This window comes from Pseudoroseomonas cervicalis (genome assembly GCF_030818485.1).
GTDB classification, from domain to species: Bacteria; Pseudomonadota; Alphaproteobacteria; order Acetobacterales; family Acetobacteraceae; genus Pseudoroseomonas; species Pseudoroseomonas cervicalis_A.
In genome coordinates, this window is sequence record NZ_JAUTAJ010000004.1 from 993783 (window position 1) to 1010011 (window position 16229).

The 16229-nt window shown below is 70.3% G+C and carries 13 protein-coding genes and 1 pseudogene; 4 read left to right on the forward strand and 10 right to left on the reverse strand.

Features of this window, described 5'->3' with window-relative positions; all coding sequences use genetic code 11:
• The first annotated feature begins 1 nt into the window (after nucleotide 1).
• The 4 genes from metG to mazG all read left to right on the forward strand — a co-directional run bounded on the left by metG (nucleotide 2) and on the right by mazG (nucleotide 4114).
• A complete protein-coding gene (gene metG, locus QE401_RS08505; protein WP_307137793.1) occupies nucleotides 2-1570 on the forward strand; it encodes a methionine--tRNA ligase in 1569 nt (522 codons plus the stop codon).
• Nucleotides 1570-2343 (forward strand): TatD family hydrolase, encoded by a 774-nt coding sequence (locus tag QE401_RS08510; RefSeq protein ID WP_307137794.1) that lies wholly within the window; start codon nucleotides 1570-1572, stop codon nucleotides 2341-2343. Before metG ends, QE401_RS08510 begins: the two co-directional genes overlap by 1 nt.
• Nucleotides 2344-2353: 10 nt before the next feature.
• Nucleotides 2354-3145, forward strand: coding sequence for an MBL fold metallo-hydrolase (locus QE401_RS08515; RefSeq protein WP_307137795.1), 792 nt, complete (start codon nucleotides 2354-2356; stop codon nucleotides 3143-3145).
• A gap of 165 nt (nucleotides 3146-3310) precedes the next feature.
• On the forward strand, nucleotides 3311-4114 hold the full coding sequence (gene mazG, locus QE401_RS08520; protein ID WP_307137796.1) for a nucleoside triphosphate pyrophosphohydrolase: 804 nt from the start codon (nucleotides 3311-3313) through the stop codon (nucleotides 4112-4114).
• A 76-nt stretch (nucleotides 4115-4190) separates the two neighbouring features.
• Here the strand turns inward: mazG and QE401_RS08525 are convergent, their stop codons facing one another.
• The 10 genes and pseudogenes from QE401_RS08525 to dusB all read right to left on the reverse strand — a co-directional run bounded on the left by QE401_RS08525 (nucleotide 4191) and on the right by dusB (nucleotide 16023).
• Nucleotides 4191-5015, reverse strand: a complete 825-nt coding sequence (locus QE401_RS08525) for an inositol monophosphatase family protein (RefSeq protein ID WP_271135071.1) — start codon at nucleotides 5013-5015, stop codon at nucleotides 4191-4193.
• A 7-nt stretch (nucleotides 5016-5022) separates the two neighbouring features.
• On the reverse strand, nucleotides 5023-6378 hold the full coding sequence (gene hflX, locus QE401_RS08530; RefSeq protein ID WP_373461472.1) for a GTPase HflX: 1356 nt from the start codon (nucleotides 6376-6378) through the stop codon (nucleotides 5023-5025).
• Entirely contained in the window at nucleotides 6359-6703 is a 345-nt protein-coding gene (hfq, locus tag QE401_RS08535) for an RNA chaperone Hfq (protein ID WP_307137798.1), read from the reverse strand. Before hfq ends, hflX begins: the two co-directional genes overlap by 20 nt.
• Nucleotides 6704-6820: 117 nt before the next feature.
• Entirely contained in the window at nucleotides 6821-7495 is a 675-nt protein-coding gene (locus tag QE401_RS08540) for an HAD family hydrolase (RefSeq protein ID WP_307137799.1), read from the reverse strand.
• Nucleotides 7492-8364, reverse strand: a complete 873-nt coding sequence (locus QE401_RS08545; protein WP_271135068.1) for a D-amino-acid transaminase — start codon at nucleotides 8362-8364, stop codon at nucleotides 7492-7494. The genes QE401_RS08540 and QE401_RS08545 overlap by 4 nt, the downstream gene beginning before the upstream one ends.
• A gap of 232 nt (nucleotides 8365-8596) precedes the next feature.
• A complete protein-coding gene (gene ntrX, locus QE401_RS08550) occupies nucleotides 8597-9997 on the reverse strand; it encodes a nitrogen assimilation response regulator NtrX (RefSeq protein WP_307137800.1) in 1401 nt (466 codons plus the stop codon).
• On the reverse strand, nucleotides 9987-12230 hold the full coding sequence (locus tag QE401_RS08555; RefSeq protein WP_307140205.1) for a sensor histidine kinase NtrY-like: 2244 nt from the start codon (nucleotides 12228-12230) through the stop codon (nucleotides 9987-9989). Before QE401_RS08555 ends, ntrX begins: the two co-directional genes overlap by 11 nt.
• Nucleotides 12231-12307: 77 nt before the next feature.
• Nucleotides 12308-13748 (reverse strand): annotated as a pseudogene (gene ntrC, locus QE401_RS08560) (nitrogen regulation protein NR(I)).
• Nucleotides 13745-14893, reverse strand: coding sequence for a two-component system sensor histidine kinase NtrB (locus tag QE401_RS08565; protein WP_307137801.1), 1149 nt, complete (start codon nucleotides 14891-14893; stop codon nucleotides 13745-13747). Before QE401_RS08565 ends, ntrC begins: the two are co-directional and overlap by 4 nt.
• On the reverse strand, nucleotides 14890-16023 hold the full coding sequence (gene dusB, locus QE401_RS08570) for a tRNA dihydrouridine synthase DusB (protein ID WP_307137802.1): 1134 nt from the start codon (nucleotides 16021-16023) through the stop codon (nucleotides 14890-14892). Before dusB ends, QE401_RS08565 begins: the two co-directional genes overlap by 4 nt.
• Nucleotides 16024-16229 lie beyond the last annotated feature (206 nt).

Consider the following 16229-nt stretch of genomic DNA (forward strand, 5'->3'; position numbering starts at 1 on the left):
CATGACGAGCGAGCGGCGCTTCTACCTGACGACGCCCATCTACTACGTGAACGACAAGCCGCATATCGGCCACGCCTACACCTCGCTGGCGGCGGATGTGCTGGCGCGCTGGAAGCGCATGATGGGCCACCAGGTCCATTTCCTGACCGGCACGGACGAGCACGGGCAGAAGGTGGAGAAGGCAGCCGAGGCGCGCGGCATGGCGCCGCAGGATTTCACCGACCAGGTGAGCCAGGCCTTCCGCGACCTCGCGGTTCGCATGAACTACTCGAACGATGATTTCATCCGCACCACCGAGGAGCGCCACAAGCTGGCCTGCGCCGCGCTGTGGAAGCGGCTGGAGGAACGCGGCGAGATCTATCTCGGCCATTACGAGGGCTGGTACGCGGTGCGCGACGAGGCCTTCTACGGCCCGGACGAGATCACCGAGAAGGATGGCCAGAAATTCGCCCCCACCGGCGCGCCAGTGGAGTGGGTGAGGGAGCCTTCCTACTTCTTCCGCCTGTCCAACTGGCAGGAGAAGCTGCTGGCCTTCTACGAGGCCAATCCGGATTTCATCGCGCCGGCCTCCCGCCGCAACGAGGTGATCAGCTTCGTCAAGAGCGGGCTGACCGACCTGTCCATCTCCCGCACCTCCTTCAAATGGGGTGTGAAGGTGCCGGGGGACGAAGCGCATGTGATGTATGTCTGGCTGGATGCGCTGACGAACTACATCACGGCCCTCGGCTATCCCGATGAATCTGCGGCAAACTGGTCCTTCTGGCCGGCCGATGTGCATTTCGTCGGCAAGGATATCCTGCGGTTCCACGCCATCTACTGGCCGGCCTTCCTGATGGCCGCCGGCCTGCCGACGCCGCGGCGCGTCTTCGCGCATGGCTGGTGGACCAATGAGGGGCAGAAGATCTCGAAATCGCTCGGCAATGTCATCGACCCGCTGGCGCTGATCGAGGAGTTCGGGCTGGACCCGGTGCGCTATTTCCTGCTGCGCGAGGTGCCCTTCGGCAGCGATGGCGATTTCCAGCGCAAGGCCCTGGCGGCGCGGCTGAATGGCGAGCTGGCGGATGCGCTGGGCAATCTGGCGAACCGCACCCTCAGCCTGATCCAGCGCAATTGCGAGGGCGTGCTGCCCGAGCCCGCCGGCACCGGGGCCGAGGCCGACCGCGCCTTCCTGGCCGAGACCGGGCTGGAGATCGGCGCCGACGGCACGCTGGCGCTCGCCACCAAGGTCGACGCCCTGCTGAACGAGCAGAAGTTTGACGCGGCGCTGTCGCTGGTCTTCGCCTCGATCCGCGAGGCCAATGGCTACATCACCCGCGAGCAGCCCTGGGCGCTGAAGAAGACCGATCTGGCGCGGATGCGCGTGGTGCTGCGGCGGCTGCATGATGCGCTGCGCGCCTTCGCGACCCTGCTGGAGCCCTTCATGCCGGAGAGCATGGGCAAGCTGCTCGACCAGCTCGGCGTGCCGGCGGAGGCGCGCAGCGTAGCCGCCCTGGCGGCGCCGCTGCCGGGCGGCATCGCCCTGCCGCCGCCGAGCCCGCTGTTCCAGAAGATCCAGGACCTGCCCGCCTGATGCTGGTCGATAGCCACTGCCATCTCGACTATTTCACCGAGGCCGAGATCGAGGACATCCTGGCCCGCGCCGCCGCGGCCGGGGTGGGCCGCATGGTCACCATCGGCGTGCGGATGAGCCAGGCCGCCGCCGTGGTGGCGCTGACCGAGCGTTTCCCGCAGGTCTGGGGCACGGTCGGCGTGCATCCGCAGAATGTCGGCGAGGCGCCCTTGCCGGAGGTGGCCGAGATCGTGGCCGCCACGCAGCATCCGCGCATCATCGGCATCGGCGAGAGCGGGCTGGATTATTTCTATGACAAGGCGCCGCGCGAGGTGCAGCAGGAGGGCTTCCGCCGCCACATCCGCGCCGCGCAGCAGACCCGGCTGCCGCTGGTGATCCATGCGCGCGACGCCGATGCCGATATCGCCGGCATCCTGAAGGAGGAGCGGGCAGGGGGCGGGGACTTCCCCTTCCTGCTGCACTGCTTCAGTTCGGGCCGCAAGCTCGCCGAGGAAGCCCTTGAAATGGGAGGATATGTCTCCTTCTCGGGCATCCTGACCTTCCCGAAATCGCAGGAGATCCGCGACATCGCCCGCGATGTGCCGGCGGATCGGCTGCTGGTGGAGACGGATGCGCCCTATCTGGCGCCGGCGCCCTTGCGCGGCAAGCGCAACGAACCCTCCTATGTGCCGCACACGGCGCGCGTGCTGGCCGAGGTGAAGGGCATGAGCCCGGAGGAGCTGGCCGAAACGACGACGCAGAACTTCCTGCGCCTGTTCAGCAAGGCCGCGTAAGGCTTTGGATTTGAAGGTTACCATCCTGGGCTGCGGTGGCTCGGCCGGGGTGCCGATGCTGGGCGGCGTGGATGCCGCCGGCGATTGGGGTGCCTGCGACCCGGCGGAGCCGCGCAATGCGCGGAGCCGGTCGTCGATCCTGATCGAGGATGGGGATGGCCGGCGGCTGCTGGTCGATGCCGGGCCGGATCTACGGCGCCAGCTGCTGGCCAACCGGATCGGCCGGGTGGACGCCTTGCTGGTCACCCATGGCCATGCCGACCACATCATGGGTCTGGACGAGTTCCGGCCGCTGAACCGCGCGCTCGGCGCCGCCATTCCGGTCTATGCCACGGAAGAGACGCTGACGGAGCTGAAGCGCCGCTTCGACTACATCTTCCGCGAGCCGACGCCGCCGGTCTTCTACCGGCCGGCGCTGACGCCGATCGCGGTGGGGATGCAGGACCGCATCGAGCCCGCCGGGCTGCCGGTGCAGCTGTTCCGCCAGGACCACAAGGTGATGGAGACGCTGGGCCTGCGCATCGGCCGCTTCGCGTATTCGACCGATGTGGTGAAGCTGCCGGAGGAAAGCCTGGCGGCGCTGGAGGGTGTGGAGACCTGGGTGGTGGGCTGCTTCCAGCGCCAGCCGCATTCGGTGCATGCCCATGTGGAGCGCGTGCTGGAATGGCGCGAGAGGCTGCGGCCCAGGCGGGTGGTGCTGACCCATATGGGCCATGACCTCGATTGGGGATGGATGCAGCGGAACCTGCCGCCGGGGGTGGAGGCCGCTTATGACGGCCTGATCCTGCATCAGCCCGTCTAGATATTTTACATAATCTTCCTTATGCGCCTTTTGGATGGGCCCTGACGGCGCCCTCTCCGGTTCCGCCGCCGCGCCGCGGATCAGGCTCCGGTTTTCTGCCGGTCGCCTGGCCCCGGCTTTTCGGCGATACCCCTGCCAGCGACCACGCCTTCGAGGAGTTCGGCCATGGACCAGCCCGCCCAGGATCCCAAGCAGGAGCTGGCCCGCCTGCTTTCCATCATGGCCCGGCTGCGGGCGCCGGATGGCTGCCCCTGGGATCAGGTGCAGGATTTCGCCTCCATCGCGCCCTACACGATCGAGGAAGCCTATGAGGTGGCGGATGCCATCCAGCGGGCCGACATGGCGGCGCTGGAGGATGAGCTGGGCGATCTGCTGTTCCAGGTGGTCTATCACGCGCAGATGGCCAGCGAGGCCGGCGCCTTCGACTTCGCCCGGGTCGCGCGCGGCATCTCGGACAAGATGGTCCGCCGGCATCCGCATGTCTTCGGCGAGGCCGCGGCGCGTGACGCGGCGACACAGACCGAGGCCTGGGAGGTGCAGAAGCAGGCCGAGCGCGCGGCGCGGGCGGAGACCGGCACGCTGGCCGGGCTGCCGACCGCCCTGCCCGCCCTGACCCGCGCCCTGAAGCTGACGCGCCGCGCCGCGCGGGTCGGCTTCGACTGGCCGGATGCCGCGCTGGTGCTGGACAAGCTGGCCGAGGAGACGGAGGAGCTGCGCGCCGAGCTGGCGAGCGGCGACCGCGCGGCGATGGCCGAGGAGCTGGGCGACATGCTGTTCGTCATGGCCAATCTGGCACGCAAGCTGGAGCTGGACCCGGAGGATTGCCTGCGGGCCGCCAATGCCAAGTTCGAGCGCCGCTTCAACGCCGTGGAAGGCCGCCTGGCGGCGGACGGTGTGTCGCTGTCCGACGCCGGCCTGGACCGCATGGAAGCCGAGTGGCAGCAGGTGAAGCAAACCGAAAAGAAATGAGCCGGACGCAGCGCGTCCGGCCCTGACAGAAAAAAGATGGGGGTCCGGGGGAATTCCTTCCCCCGGCCTTTTTTTGTCAGTCGAGCAGCGCCGCCCGGGCGACTTCCCAGCTCTCCCGATCCGGTGCCGCCAGCAGCCCGCCGCCGGTGTGCTCGGGGCGGTATTCGCTGCCGTCGAAGCGGGCGCTGTAGCCGCCGGCCTCGCGGTGCAGCAGCCAGCCCGGCAGGTGGTCCCAGGGCATCAGCTTGTTGTAGATGACGACATGGGCGCCGCCCGAGGCGACCAGGCGGTATTCATGCGCCGCGCAGCGGAACTGCACGCCGCTGGCCAGCCGCGACAGGCGGGCGGTGACGCGGGAGCGCAGCGGCTCCGCCATCCAGGTCCAGGAGACGGCGGCGACCATGCGCTCCAGCGGCGCCGGGGCGGCGACGCGCAGATCGGTGCGGGTGCCGTCCGGAGCTTCGATCCAGGCGCCCTCCCCGCGCAGCGCGATGGCGGTGTCGTCGCCCAGCGGATCATGGATCCAGCCGGCGACCACCTCGCCCTTCACCACCGCGGCCGCCATGCAGCCGAAGAGCGGCACGCCGGCGGCGAAATTGGCGGTGCCGTCCACCGGGTCGACGACGAAGGCCAGATCCGCCCCCGCCAGCCGGCCCAGCAGAGTCTCGTCCGCCGCGCAGGCTTCCTCGCCCACCACCACGCAGCCGGGGAAGCGGGCCTGCAGGGCGGCGGTGATCTGCCGCTCCGCCGCCTCATCGGCATCGGTCACCAGATCCATCGGGTTGGATTTGGCGCGGATGGCGCCGGCCGCCAGGCGGCGGAAGCGCGGCAGGATCTCGGCGCGCGAGGCGTCGCGGAGCAGGCCGGCGATCTCGCCGGCCTGGGTTGCGGAGAAGCGCATCGTGTCGTCAGCCTTGCTCGAAGCGGGCGCGGTCGGCGGGCGAGAGGCGGACGGTGAGGCGCACCATTTCCTCCCCATCCTCGCGGGTGAGAACCTCGCCATGCTGGTACAGCCAGGCGATGCGGGCGCCATCGCTGGGCGGCAGGGCGTAATCCGCGATCTCCATGCCGGCGGCCAGCCGGGCGTCGAGGGCGGAGCGCAGCGCATCCAGCCCCTCCCCGGTCAGCGCCGAGACGGCGACCGAGGCGGCGTCGTCCAGCCCCGGCACCTCGGCGATGCCGCCGAGCAGATCGGCCTTGTTCAGCACCTCGATGGTGCGGGCGGGCCAGTTCTCGTCCAGCGTCGGGTGCTCGCCCCTGGCCATCTCGCTCAGCACGCCGACGACGTCGTTGCGCTGGGCGGTGGTGTCCGGATGCGCGACATCCCGCACATGCAGGATGATGTCGGCCGCCGCCACCTCCTCCAGCGTGGCGCGGAAAGCCTCGATCAGCTGGGTCGGCAGGTCACTGATGAAGCCCACGGTATCCGACAGGATGACCGTGCGGCCGCTGGGCAGCCGGATCGCCCGCATGGTCGGGTCGAGCGTCGCGAAGAGCTGGTCCTGCGCATAGACGCCGGCGCCGGTCAGGGCGTTGAACAGCGTCGACTTGCCGGCATTGGTGTAGCCCACCAGCGCCACCACCGGGAAGGGCACGCGGGTGCGCGCCGCGCGGTGCAGGCCGCGGGTGCGGCGCACCTGCTCCAGCTCGCGCTTCAGCTTGACGATGCGCTCGCCGATCAGCCGGCGGTCGATCTCGATCTGCGATTCACCGGGGCCACCGAGGAAGCCGAAGCCGCCGCGCTGCCGCTCCAGATGGGTCCAGCTGCGGACGAGGCGGGTGCGCTGGTATTCCAGATGCGCCAGCTCGACCTGCAGCGTGCCTTCCTTGGTGCGGGCGCGCTCGCCGAAGATCTCCAGGATCAGCCCGGTGCGGTCGATCACCTTGCAGCGCCACTGGCGCTCCAGATTGCGCTGCTGCACCGGCGTCAGCGCGGCGTCGACGACGACCACGCCGATCTGGTTCTCCTCGATGGCCTCGGCCGCCAGCTCCACCTGGCCCTCGCCCAGCAGGGTCGAGGGGCGGCGGTTGCGCAGCGGGAAGACCGCGCTGTGCACGATGGTCAGGCCGATCGAGGCGGCGAGCCCCACCGCCTCGGCCAGGCGGGCCTCGGCGGCGCGGCCGGCATTGCGGGGGTCGGGAAAAGGCAGAACGCCCTCGCCGCCCACCGGGCGCTGCGCGGAGCGTTCATAGGGCAGGATGACGGCGGCCAGGGTGGGCTTGCCGCCCTGGCCATTGCCGTTGTCAGTCGGAGGAGCCGACAGGATTGACCTCGCGTTGCAGTGTCATGGTGCCCTCGCGCGTCACGGACACGGTGCCGGCCGGGCTGGCGCCCTGGGCAGCGCCGGCCCCGGCGGAGGCGGCATCGAACAGCATGATCGGCGCGCCCGGCATGACGGTGCTGATGGCGTGCTTGTAGACCAGCTGGGTGTGACCATCCCGACGCAGCAGGACGGAAAAATTGTCAAACCAGGTGATGATGCCCTGGAGCTTCACGCCGTTGACGAGGAAGATCGTCACGGGCGTCTTGCTCTTGCGGACATGGTTCAGGAAGACATCCTGAACATTCTGGGACTTCTCGGCGGCCATCGGCTCGGTCCTTCTTGTTTTTGGCGAGCCACCTTATCGATGGCCGCACCTTTCCGGCAGCGGCTCACGCGGGGCTACGCCCCGGCGTGCGGGATGCCCGCCGGTTCGCCCGCAAGATCACGCAGGCAGGGGGGTCTTGGCAAGGCCGTGCAAGCACGCGGCCAGCGCATGGCCATCCGCGAAGACCGCATCGGGCGAGAGCGCGGCGATGCCGCCATCATGCGCCGCATCGCCCAGCAGCACGGCACTGCAGCCGGCGGCACGCGCCGCCTGCATGTCGACGCCGGTGTCGCCCACGAACCAGACCCCTGCCCCCGGCGCCACGCCAAGCCGTTCCAGCGCCAGCAGCACCGGCGCCGCCGCCGGCTTGTCGGCGCTGGCATCGCCCGCGCCCACCAGCGCGCCGAAATGCGGCGCCCAGCCCAGATGCTCCGCCTCCCGCCGCAGGATCGGGCCCTGCTTGTTGGAGACAACGGCCAGCTTCCAGGGCGCCGCCGCCGCCAGCGCCTCCGCGATGCCGGGCAGCGGGGTGATCAGCTCCAGATGCCGGGCGCGCACCTCGGCATAGAACAGATCGCGCGCCCGCTCCCACTCCGCGCCGAACAGCGCGGGGAAGGATTCCCGCAGCGAGAGGCGCGCGCGGGCGCGCACCTCCTCCAGGCTCCATTCCGGCAGGCCGAAGCCGCGCAGCGCGGCGTTCATGCCTGCCTGCACGCCGGCCCAGGCATCGACCAGCGTGTTGTCCCAGTCCCACAGGATGGCGCTGGGCGGCGGCAGGGGGGCGCCGCTCATGCCGCGTTCTTCACCGCGCCCTTCACATGCCGGGCGAAAAGCTCGAAGAGCTGGCGCGTCACCGGGCCGGGCTTGCCGTCGCCCACATCCCGGCCGTCGATCTTCAGGATCGGCTTCACGAAGGACGTCGCCGAGGTGATGAAGGCCTCGCGCGCATTCTTCATCTCGTCCAGCGTGAATTCGCGCTCGTCCAGCGTCAGCCCGGCCTGCTGCATCTCGGCGATCAGCGCGCCGCGGGTGCAGCCGGGCAGGATGGCGTGCGACAGGCCGCGGGTGCGGATGGCGCCCTTCTCATCGACGATCCAGAAGCTGGTGGCCGCGCCCTCGGTGACGATGCCGGTGGCTTCCTCGAACAGGATGGCCTCGATCGCGCCCTGCTCGCGCGCCGCCTGGCGGGCCAGGACATTGGGCAGCAGGTTCACGCTCTTGATGTCGCGCCGCGCCCAGCGCAGATCCGGCAGGGTGATGGCGGTGCCGCCCCAATTGTCGATGCTGGCCGGATAGGGCGCGATGCGCTTGACGGTGATGACCAGCGCCGGCGGCACGGGCTTGGCCGGGAACGGATGGTCGCGCCGCGCCACGCCGCGCGTCACCTGCATGTAGAGCAGCCCCTCGGTCACCCGGTTGCGGCGCGCCACCTCCTGCAGCACATGCGACAGCGCCTGGCGCGTCAGCGGCATGGGCAGGCGGATCTCGCGCAGCGAACGCTCCAGCCGGTCCAGATGCCGGTCCTCGTCGATGAAGCGGCCATTGTAGAGATGCACCACTTCATAGATGCCATCGCCGAACTGATAGCCGCGATCCTCGACATTCACGCTGGCCTCGCGCTGCGGGACGTAGCGGCCATTCACATAGGCGATGCGGGACATGCCCTGGTCTCTTTTGCTGTTGGTCCAATCAGGGCGCGCAGCTTCGCGCCGATGCGGAAGGACAGCAATGGGGGGCGGGATGCGTTTTGTGCAGAGAAGGCATCAAGCTAAGCAAAGCTAATCTTCTTTTTCTGAAGAAAAAGAAGCAAAAAGACTTTGTCAGTTGGCGTCCCGCCTCAGGCCTGAAGCGGGACGCCAAACTGAAAAAAGTTCTTTTTTCAAAAAAGAACGCTTATCCCGAACCTGCCCGGTCTTCCGCCTGCACGCCCAGGAATTTCAGCTTCCGGTGCAGCGCGCTGCGCTCCATACCGACGAAATTCGCCGTGCGGCTGATATTGCCGCCGAAGCGCAGCAGCTGCGCCTCCAGATACTGCCGCTCGAACAGCTCGCGCGCCTCGCGCAGCGGCAGCGTCATGATCTCGCTGGAACGGTCGAGCTTCAGGGCCGCCGGTGCGGCGGAGCCCACCTCGGGCGGCAGCATCTCGGGGCGGATCGGCTCCCCCGCCCCGCCCGGCGCCATGATCAGCAGCCAGTCCACCAGATTGCGCAGCTGGCGCACATTGCCCGGCCAGTCATAGGCCTGCATGGCGGCCAGCACATCCTCGGACAGCTCCCGCGCCGGCACGCCGGACGTGTCGGCCGAGCGCGCCATGAAATGCCGGGCGAGGACGGGGACGTCCTCGCGGCGCTCGCGCAGCGCGGGGACCCGCAGCGGCACGACGGCCAGCCGGTAGAACAGATCCTCGCGGAAACGGCCGGCCGCGATCTCGGCGGCCAGGTCGCGATTGGTGGTGGCGATGACGCGGACATCGACCTTGACGCGGGTGGCGCCGCCGACCCGCTCGAAGCCCTGCTCCTGCAGCGCGCGGACGATCTTGCCCTGGGTCTCCAGCGGCATGTCCGCCACCTCGTCCAGCAGCAGCGTGCCGCCATGGGCGCGCTCCAGCACGCCGGCGCGGCGCGGGGCGGCCTGTGCGTCGGTGCCGGCCTCGACGCCGAACAGCTCCTCCTCGAAGCGGCCCGGGTTCAGCGTGGCGCAGTTCAGCGCGACGAAGGGCTCGCCGGCGCGGCGGGAGCGGGCATGGATCATGCGCGCCGCCACCTCCTTGCCGGCACCGGCCGGGCCCGAGATCAGCACGCGGCTGCCGGTGGGCGCCACGCGCTCGATCGCCGCGCGCAGCTGCGCCACCAGCGAGGAGGTGCCGAGCAGCTCGGTCTCCGCCCCGGCGCGCAGCTTCAGCTCGCTGACCTCGCGCTTGAGGCGGGCGGCCTCCAGCGCGCGCTCGACGATCAGCAGCAGCCGGTCGGATTTGAACGGCTTCTCGATGAAGTCATAGGCGCCCTGCTGGATCGCCTGCACCGCGGTCTCGATCGTGCCATGGCCGGAGATCATCACCACCGGCACGGAAGGATCGTCGCGCTGCATCGCTTCCAGAATGCCGAGCCCGTCGAGCCGGGAATTCTGCAGCCAGATGTCGAGCACCACCAGATTCGGCCGGCGCGCGCGGAAGGCGGCGAGCGCGGTGTCGGAATTCTGCGCGACGCGCGTGTCGTACCCCTCATCCGAGAGGATGCCCTCGATCAGCGCGCGGATGTCCGGCTCGTCGTCGACGATCAGGATATCATGCGCCATGCTGCTGCATCTCCGTATTCTTCGCCGCCAGTTCCGGACCGGCGTCCTCCGCCGTGCCGCGGCGCGGCAGGATCAGTGCCGCGCGCGTGCCCGGCAAGGGGCCGCCTTCCGCCGCCTCCCTTTCGGTCAGCAGCAGCCTGCCACCATGGTCCTCCATGATCTTCTTCACGATGGCAAGACCGAGGCCGGTCCCTTTCGGCTTGTGCGTCACATACGGTTCTGTGAGCCGCTCCCGCTCCTCGCCCTGCGGCAGGCCGATGCCATTGTCCTCGACCGCCACGGTGATCCACTCCTCGCCCGGCTCGACCGAGAGCAGGATGCGGCCCTGCTCCGGCTCGATGCCCTGCTCCGTCTCCGCCTGGATCCGCATGGCCACCGCATCGGCGGCATTGGCCAGCAGGTTGGTCAGCGCCTGGCCGATCAGCCGCCGGTCGCAGCGCAGCCGCGGCAGGCCCTCGGGGATGCGGGTCTCGAAGGCGATGGCGTGGTGCGCGTTCTGCTGCAGCACCAGCGCCTCCCGCACCACCTGGTCGATCGGCTCGGGCCGCATCACCGGCTGCGGCATGCGGGCGAAGGCCGAGAACTCGTCCACCATGCGGCCGATATCGCCGACCTGGCGGACGATGGTGTCGGTGCAGGCGACGAAGGTCTCGGGGTCGTTGGTGATCTGCTTCAGGTAGCGCCGCTTCAGCCGCTCGGCCGAGAGCTGGATCGGCGTCAGCGGATTCTTGATCTCATGCGCGATGCGGCGCGCCACATCGGCCCAGGCCGCCTTGCGCTGGGCCGAGAGCAGTTCGGTGATGTCGTCGAAGGTGACGACGAAGCCGCTGACGCGGCCCTGCTGCGCCTCGGCGCCGATCTGCGCCAGCAGGGTGCGGCGCTCGCTGGCCGGGCCGATGCGGATCTCGCCGGTGCGGGTGCGCTCCGGCTGGGCCAGCGCCTGGGCCAGCAGCGGCGCGAATTCGGGCGCCACCTCGTCCAGCCGCTGCCCCAGCACCTCGTCGAGGTCGAGGCCCAGCAGCTCGCTGGCGCGGCGGTTGGGCAGGTTGATCCGCCCCTCGGAATCGAGGCCGAGCACCCCGGCGGAGACGCCGGACAGCACCGTCTCGGTGAAGCGGCGGCGCTCATCGATCTGGCGATAGGCCTCCATCAGCTCGCTGCGCTGGGCGGCGAGCTGGTTGGTCATGCGGTTGAAGGCGCGGCTGAGCGTGCCGACCTCGTCATCCGACCCGCCCTCGGAGACGCGCACGGTCAGGTCGCCGCTGCGCACCCGCTCGGCCGCCACGATCAGCCGCGACAAGGGCCGCGCGATCTGGTTGGCGATGACCAGGCCGATCAGCACGGCGGCCATCAGCACCAGCAGCGCGGCGATGGCGAAGATCAGCGCGAAGGTGATCTGCAGGCCGGAGCGGTTGCGGTCCAGCTGGTCATATTGCTGGAAGGACAGCTCGGTGCGCCGCATATGCTCCAGCACGCCGGGGTCGAGCGGCCGTCCGATCAGCAGCATCAGCCCCTGGCCGATATCCAGCTCGACCAGGGCGCGCACGCGGCCCTCCTCGCTCTCGCCCGGCAGCACCGCGACCTCGCCATTGCGGGCGAGCTCGGTGGCCCAGGCCGGCAGCGGTTCCAGCACGGTGGTGGTGGTCAGCCCGGCATGGCTGACGACGCGGTTCAGCACCGGCTCGAAGACAATGGATTCGGTCAGGCCGCGCAGCGCCGTGTGCGTCGCCAGGATGCGGGCGAAGGCGTACTGGTTCTCGTCCAGCAGCCGGCCGGCGCGGTTCAGGTCGGCGGCCATGGCCAGCGCATCGGCGCGGATGGTGTTGCGGTGCTCCTCCAGATAGGCGCGGGAGGCGACGAGGCTGGCCTCCAGCGTGTCGCGCACCCGGTCGCTGAACCAGGCCTGGATGCCCAGGTTGAAGAACACCGCGGCGAAGACCGCCACCAGCAGCGCCGGCACCACGGCGACGACGCTGAACAGCATCACCAGCCGCACATGCAGCCGCGATCCGGCCGAGCCGCGCCGCCGCTCCGCCCACATGCGCACCAGCCTCGCCGTGAGCGAGACCAGCAGCAGCAGCAGGAAGGCGGCGTTGACCAGCACGATGGCCACCACCTGCCCCGGCCTGGTGGGGCCGAAGGGGCTGCCGCCGGAGAGCAGGGTGAAGGTGCCGATGCCCATCAGCAGGGCGCCGACCGCCAGCGCCAGGGTGACGAAGCGGCCGAGCAGCATGTCGAGCAGCCGCCGCGCCAGCGAGGGCCGGCCCTCGCCGCCGCCGCCGGACCCGCCGAATCGGGGCACCGGGAGCTTCACGACAGCCCGCGCACCACCGGCAGGTCGAGCTCGCGGATCTTCTTGCGCAGCGTGTTGCGGTTCAGCCCGAGCATGGCGGCGGCCTTGATCTGGTTGCCACGGGTGGCGGCCAGCGCCAGGCGCAGCAGCGGCCGCTCCACCTCGGCCAGCACCCGCTCATACAGGTCGCGCACCGGCAGCCCGTCCTTCTGCGCGGCGACGAAGCTGGACAGATGCCGCTCCACCGCCTGCTCCAGCGTCTCGGAGACGCGGGTCTCCGGGTCGGCCAGCGGCTCGGCCTCGGCCAGCTCATTGGCCACCGCGTCGCCGCCGATCACCTCCTGCGGGTAGAGGGCGGCCAGGCGCCGCATCAGATTCTCGAGCTCGCGCGCATTGCCCGGCCAGGGGTGCTGGCGCAGCCGCTCCACCGCGCTCTGGTCCAGCTGCTTGGCCGGCAGGCCGGCGGCCTTGGCGCGGTCGAGGAAGTGGCGGGCCAGCAGCGCGATATCCTCGGCCCGCTCGCGCAGCGGCGGCAGGCGGATCGGCACCACGTTCAGCCGGTAGAACAGATCCTCGCGGAACATGCCGCCGCGGATCGCCTGGCGCAGGTCGCGATGCGTGGCCGCGACGATGCGCACATTGGCCTTGATCGGGTTGCGGCCGCCCACCGTGGTGAACTCGCCCTCCTGCAGCACGCGCAGCAGGCGGGTCTGCGCCTCGGGCGGCATGTCGCCGATCTCGTCGAGGAACAGCGTGCCACCGGCGGCCTGCTCGAAGCGGCCGACGCCGCGCGCCAGCGCGCCCGTGAAGGCGCCGCGCTCATGCCCGAACAGCTCGCTCTCGATCAGCTCGCGCGGGATGGCGGCCATGTTGATGGCGACGAAGGGGCCGGTGCGGCGGCGGCCGTAATCGTGAAGGGCGCGCGCCACCAGCTCCCTTGCCGGTGCCGCTCTCGCCGGTGATCATCACGGTGAGGTCGGTCGTCGTCAGCCGCGCGACGGTGCGGTAGATCTCCTGCATCGCCGCGCTGCGGCCGACCAGCGGCAGGCGCTCGCCCTCATGCTCGTCCTCCTCCGGCGCGGCGGCGGCGGGCGCGGTCAGGGCGCGGGCGACGACGGCCAGCAGCTCCTTCAGGTCGAAGGGCTTGGGCAGGTATTCGAAGGCGCCACGCTGCGCCGCCTTCACCGCCGTCATGAAGGTGGATTGCGCCGACATCACCACGACGCGCAGCTCCGGGCGCACCCGCTTGATGCGCGGCACCAAATCCAGCCCGTTCTCATCCGGCATCACCACATCGGTGATCACCAGATCGCCCGCGCCCTCCTCGACCCAGCGCCACAGCGTGGCGGCGGAGGAGGTGGCGCGCACCGTGTAGCCGGCCCGCCCCAGGGCCTGGGACAGCACGGTGCGGATGGCCCGATCGTCATCGGCCACGAGGATGGTGCGGGTATCGGTCATTCGGCTCGGGTCTTGCGCGGGACGGGAAGCTCGGCGGGCGGCATCGGCAGGGAGAGGCGGAACACCGTCCGCCCCGGGCGCGTGTCGCATTCGATCAGCGCGCCCATATCGGCGACCAGCTTGGCCACCAGGGCCAGGCCCAGCCCCTGCCCGCCCCGCTTGGTGGTGACGAAGGGCTCCCAGATGGTGGAGGCCACCTCCTCCGGGATGCCGGGGCCGTTGTCGCGCACGCTGACCTGCAGCGGCAGGTGCACCCGCTCCTGCGAGCCTGGAATGGCGATGCGCACCCCGTGGTGATAGGCGGTGGAGAGATGGATCTCCCCGGTCAGCGGGTCCACCGCCTCGGCCGCGTTCTTCACCAGGTTCAGCAGCACCTGCACCAGCAGGTCGCGATTGCCGAAGACCGGCGGCAGCGAGGGGTCGTAATCCTCGATGATGCGCAGATGGCTGGCGAAGCCGCGCCCGGCGATGCGCCGGACATGGTCCAGCACCTCATGGATGTTGACCGCGGCGCGCTCCACCGGGCGCTCGGAGAACATCTCGAAGCGCTCGACCAGGTTGCGGATGCGGTCGGCCTCGTCCTGGATCAGGGTGCAGAGCTCGCGATCGGCCTCGCTGGCCGATTGCTCCAGCAGCTGCGCCGCGCCGCGGATGCCGGAGAGCGGGTTCTTCACCTCATGCGCCAGCATCGCCGCCATGGCCGAGGCGCCGCGCGCCGCGCCGCGGAAATTCAGCTGCCGGTCCAGCTTCTGCGCCTTGCTGCCATCCTGCAGCGACAGCACCACGGCGCCCGGCATCTCCGGCAGCGGCGCGCCATGGGCGGCGACGCCGCTGCGGTGCAGCCGCGGGCTTTCCAGGGTCAGGTCGTGGTCGGAGACCGGGGCGTCCAGCCCGCGCACCTGGGCGACCAGCGCGAAGAGCCTGGTATCGGCCGGGATCAGATCGGCCAGGCCCATCTGCGCCAGGGTGCCGGCGGAAAGCTGGAAGAACTGCTCGGCCGCCGGGTTGGCGAAGCGGAAACGGTTCTCCTCGTCCAGCACCACGACGGGCACCGGCAGCGCGGCCAGCAGGGCCAGGCTGTCCGGCACCGGCACCGTGGCGCTGGCGGCGCGCAAAGCCCGGCGCGAGGCGACGGGGCTGTTCATGCGGCGAGCGGATCCGCCTCGGCGTCACGGCCATCCTCGCGCCCGGCCGCCTCGCGCCCCTCTTCACGATAGACGTCGCGCACCGCCTCCACCCCCTGCTCGATCAGCGGGGCGTAGAATTCGTGCAGCAGGGCCAGCGCCGCCTCCGGCGTCTCGGCGCGGTTCACCGCGACACGGAACTCGGCCGAGCCGGGCAGGCCCTTGGAGTACCAGGCGAGGTGCTTGCGGGCCAGGCGCACGCCGGGATGCGGGCCGTGATGCTCCAGCATGGCGTGGTAGTGCCGGCGCAGGATGTCGTATTGCGTGGCGAGATCCGGCTCCGGCAAATCCTCGCCGGTGGTCAGGTAGGTGGCGATGCGCGCCAGCAGCCAGGGGCGGCCATAGCAGCCGCGGCCGATCATCACGCCATCGGCGCCGGATTGGCGCAGCGCCTCGGCCGCGTGCAGCGGCGTCAGGATGTCGCCATTGACAATCACCGGCAGGCCGACCGCCTGCTTCACCTTGGCCACGAAGGCCCAGTCAGCGGTGCCGGTGTAGAACATCTGCCGGGTGCGGCCATGCACCGTCACCAGCCTGATGCCGCTCTCCTCGGCGATCTTGGCCAGCCGCGGCGCGTTCAGGCTGTTGTGGTCCCAGCCCATGCGCATCTTCAGCGTCACCGGGGTCGGGACCGCGCGGACCACCGCCTCCAGGATGCGGGCGGCGCCGATCTCGTCGCGCATCAGCGCGCTGCCGGCCTGCTGGCCCAGCGCCACCTTCTTCACCGGGCAGCCGAAATTGATGTCGACGATGGCGGCGCCATGGTCCACCGCCAGCTTCGCCGCCTCGGCCATCACCGCCGGGTCACAGCCGGCCAGCTGCACGCTGGTCGGGCCGCCGAAGCCGTCCACCTCGGCCATCTTCAGCGTCTGCCGGTTCTCCCGCACCATGGCCTGGCTGGCGATCATCTCGCTGACCACCATGGGGGCCTGCAGCTCGCGGCAGAGGCGGCGGAAGGGCAGATCGGTGACGCCGGACATCGGCGCCAGGATCACCGGCGCATCGATGCGGATCGGCCCGACCATGATCGGCCGCAGCCGCGGCACGTCAGCCGCCGTGGGGGCCGGGGGGGTGGTGGGGGCGATGCTCATGATTTGGGCAATCTAGTCGCTGTCTGGCCATCCGTCCATGCGCAACCGCCCAGGCTTGCGGCAGACCGCCATGCACAGGCCGCATCCGGCCGCGCCACGGGCGGCTTGACCACCCCCCGCCGCGCTGGATAAGCCTCCTGCATGGGCTCGGTCGGAGCCTCCCTGTCCGCGGGAAGGGCTGCGCCCACGCACCTCTCAGACCTGGT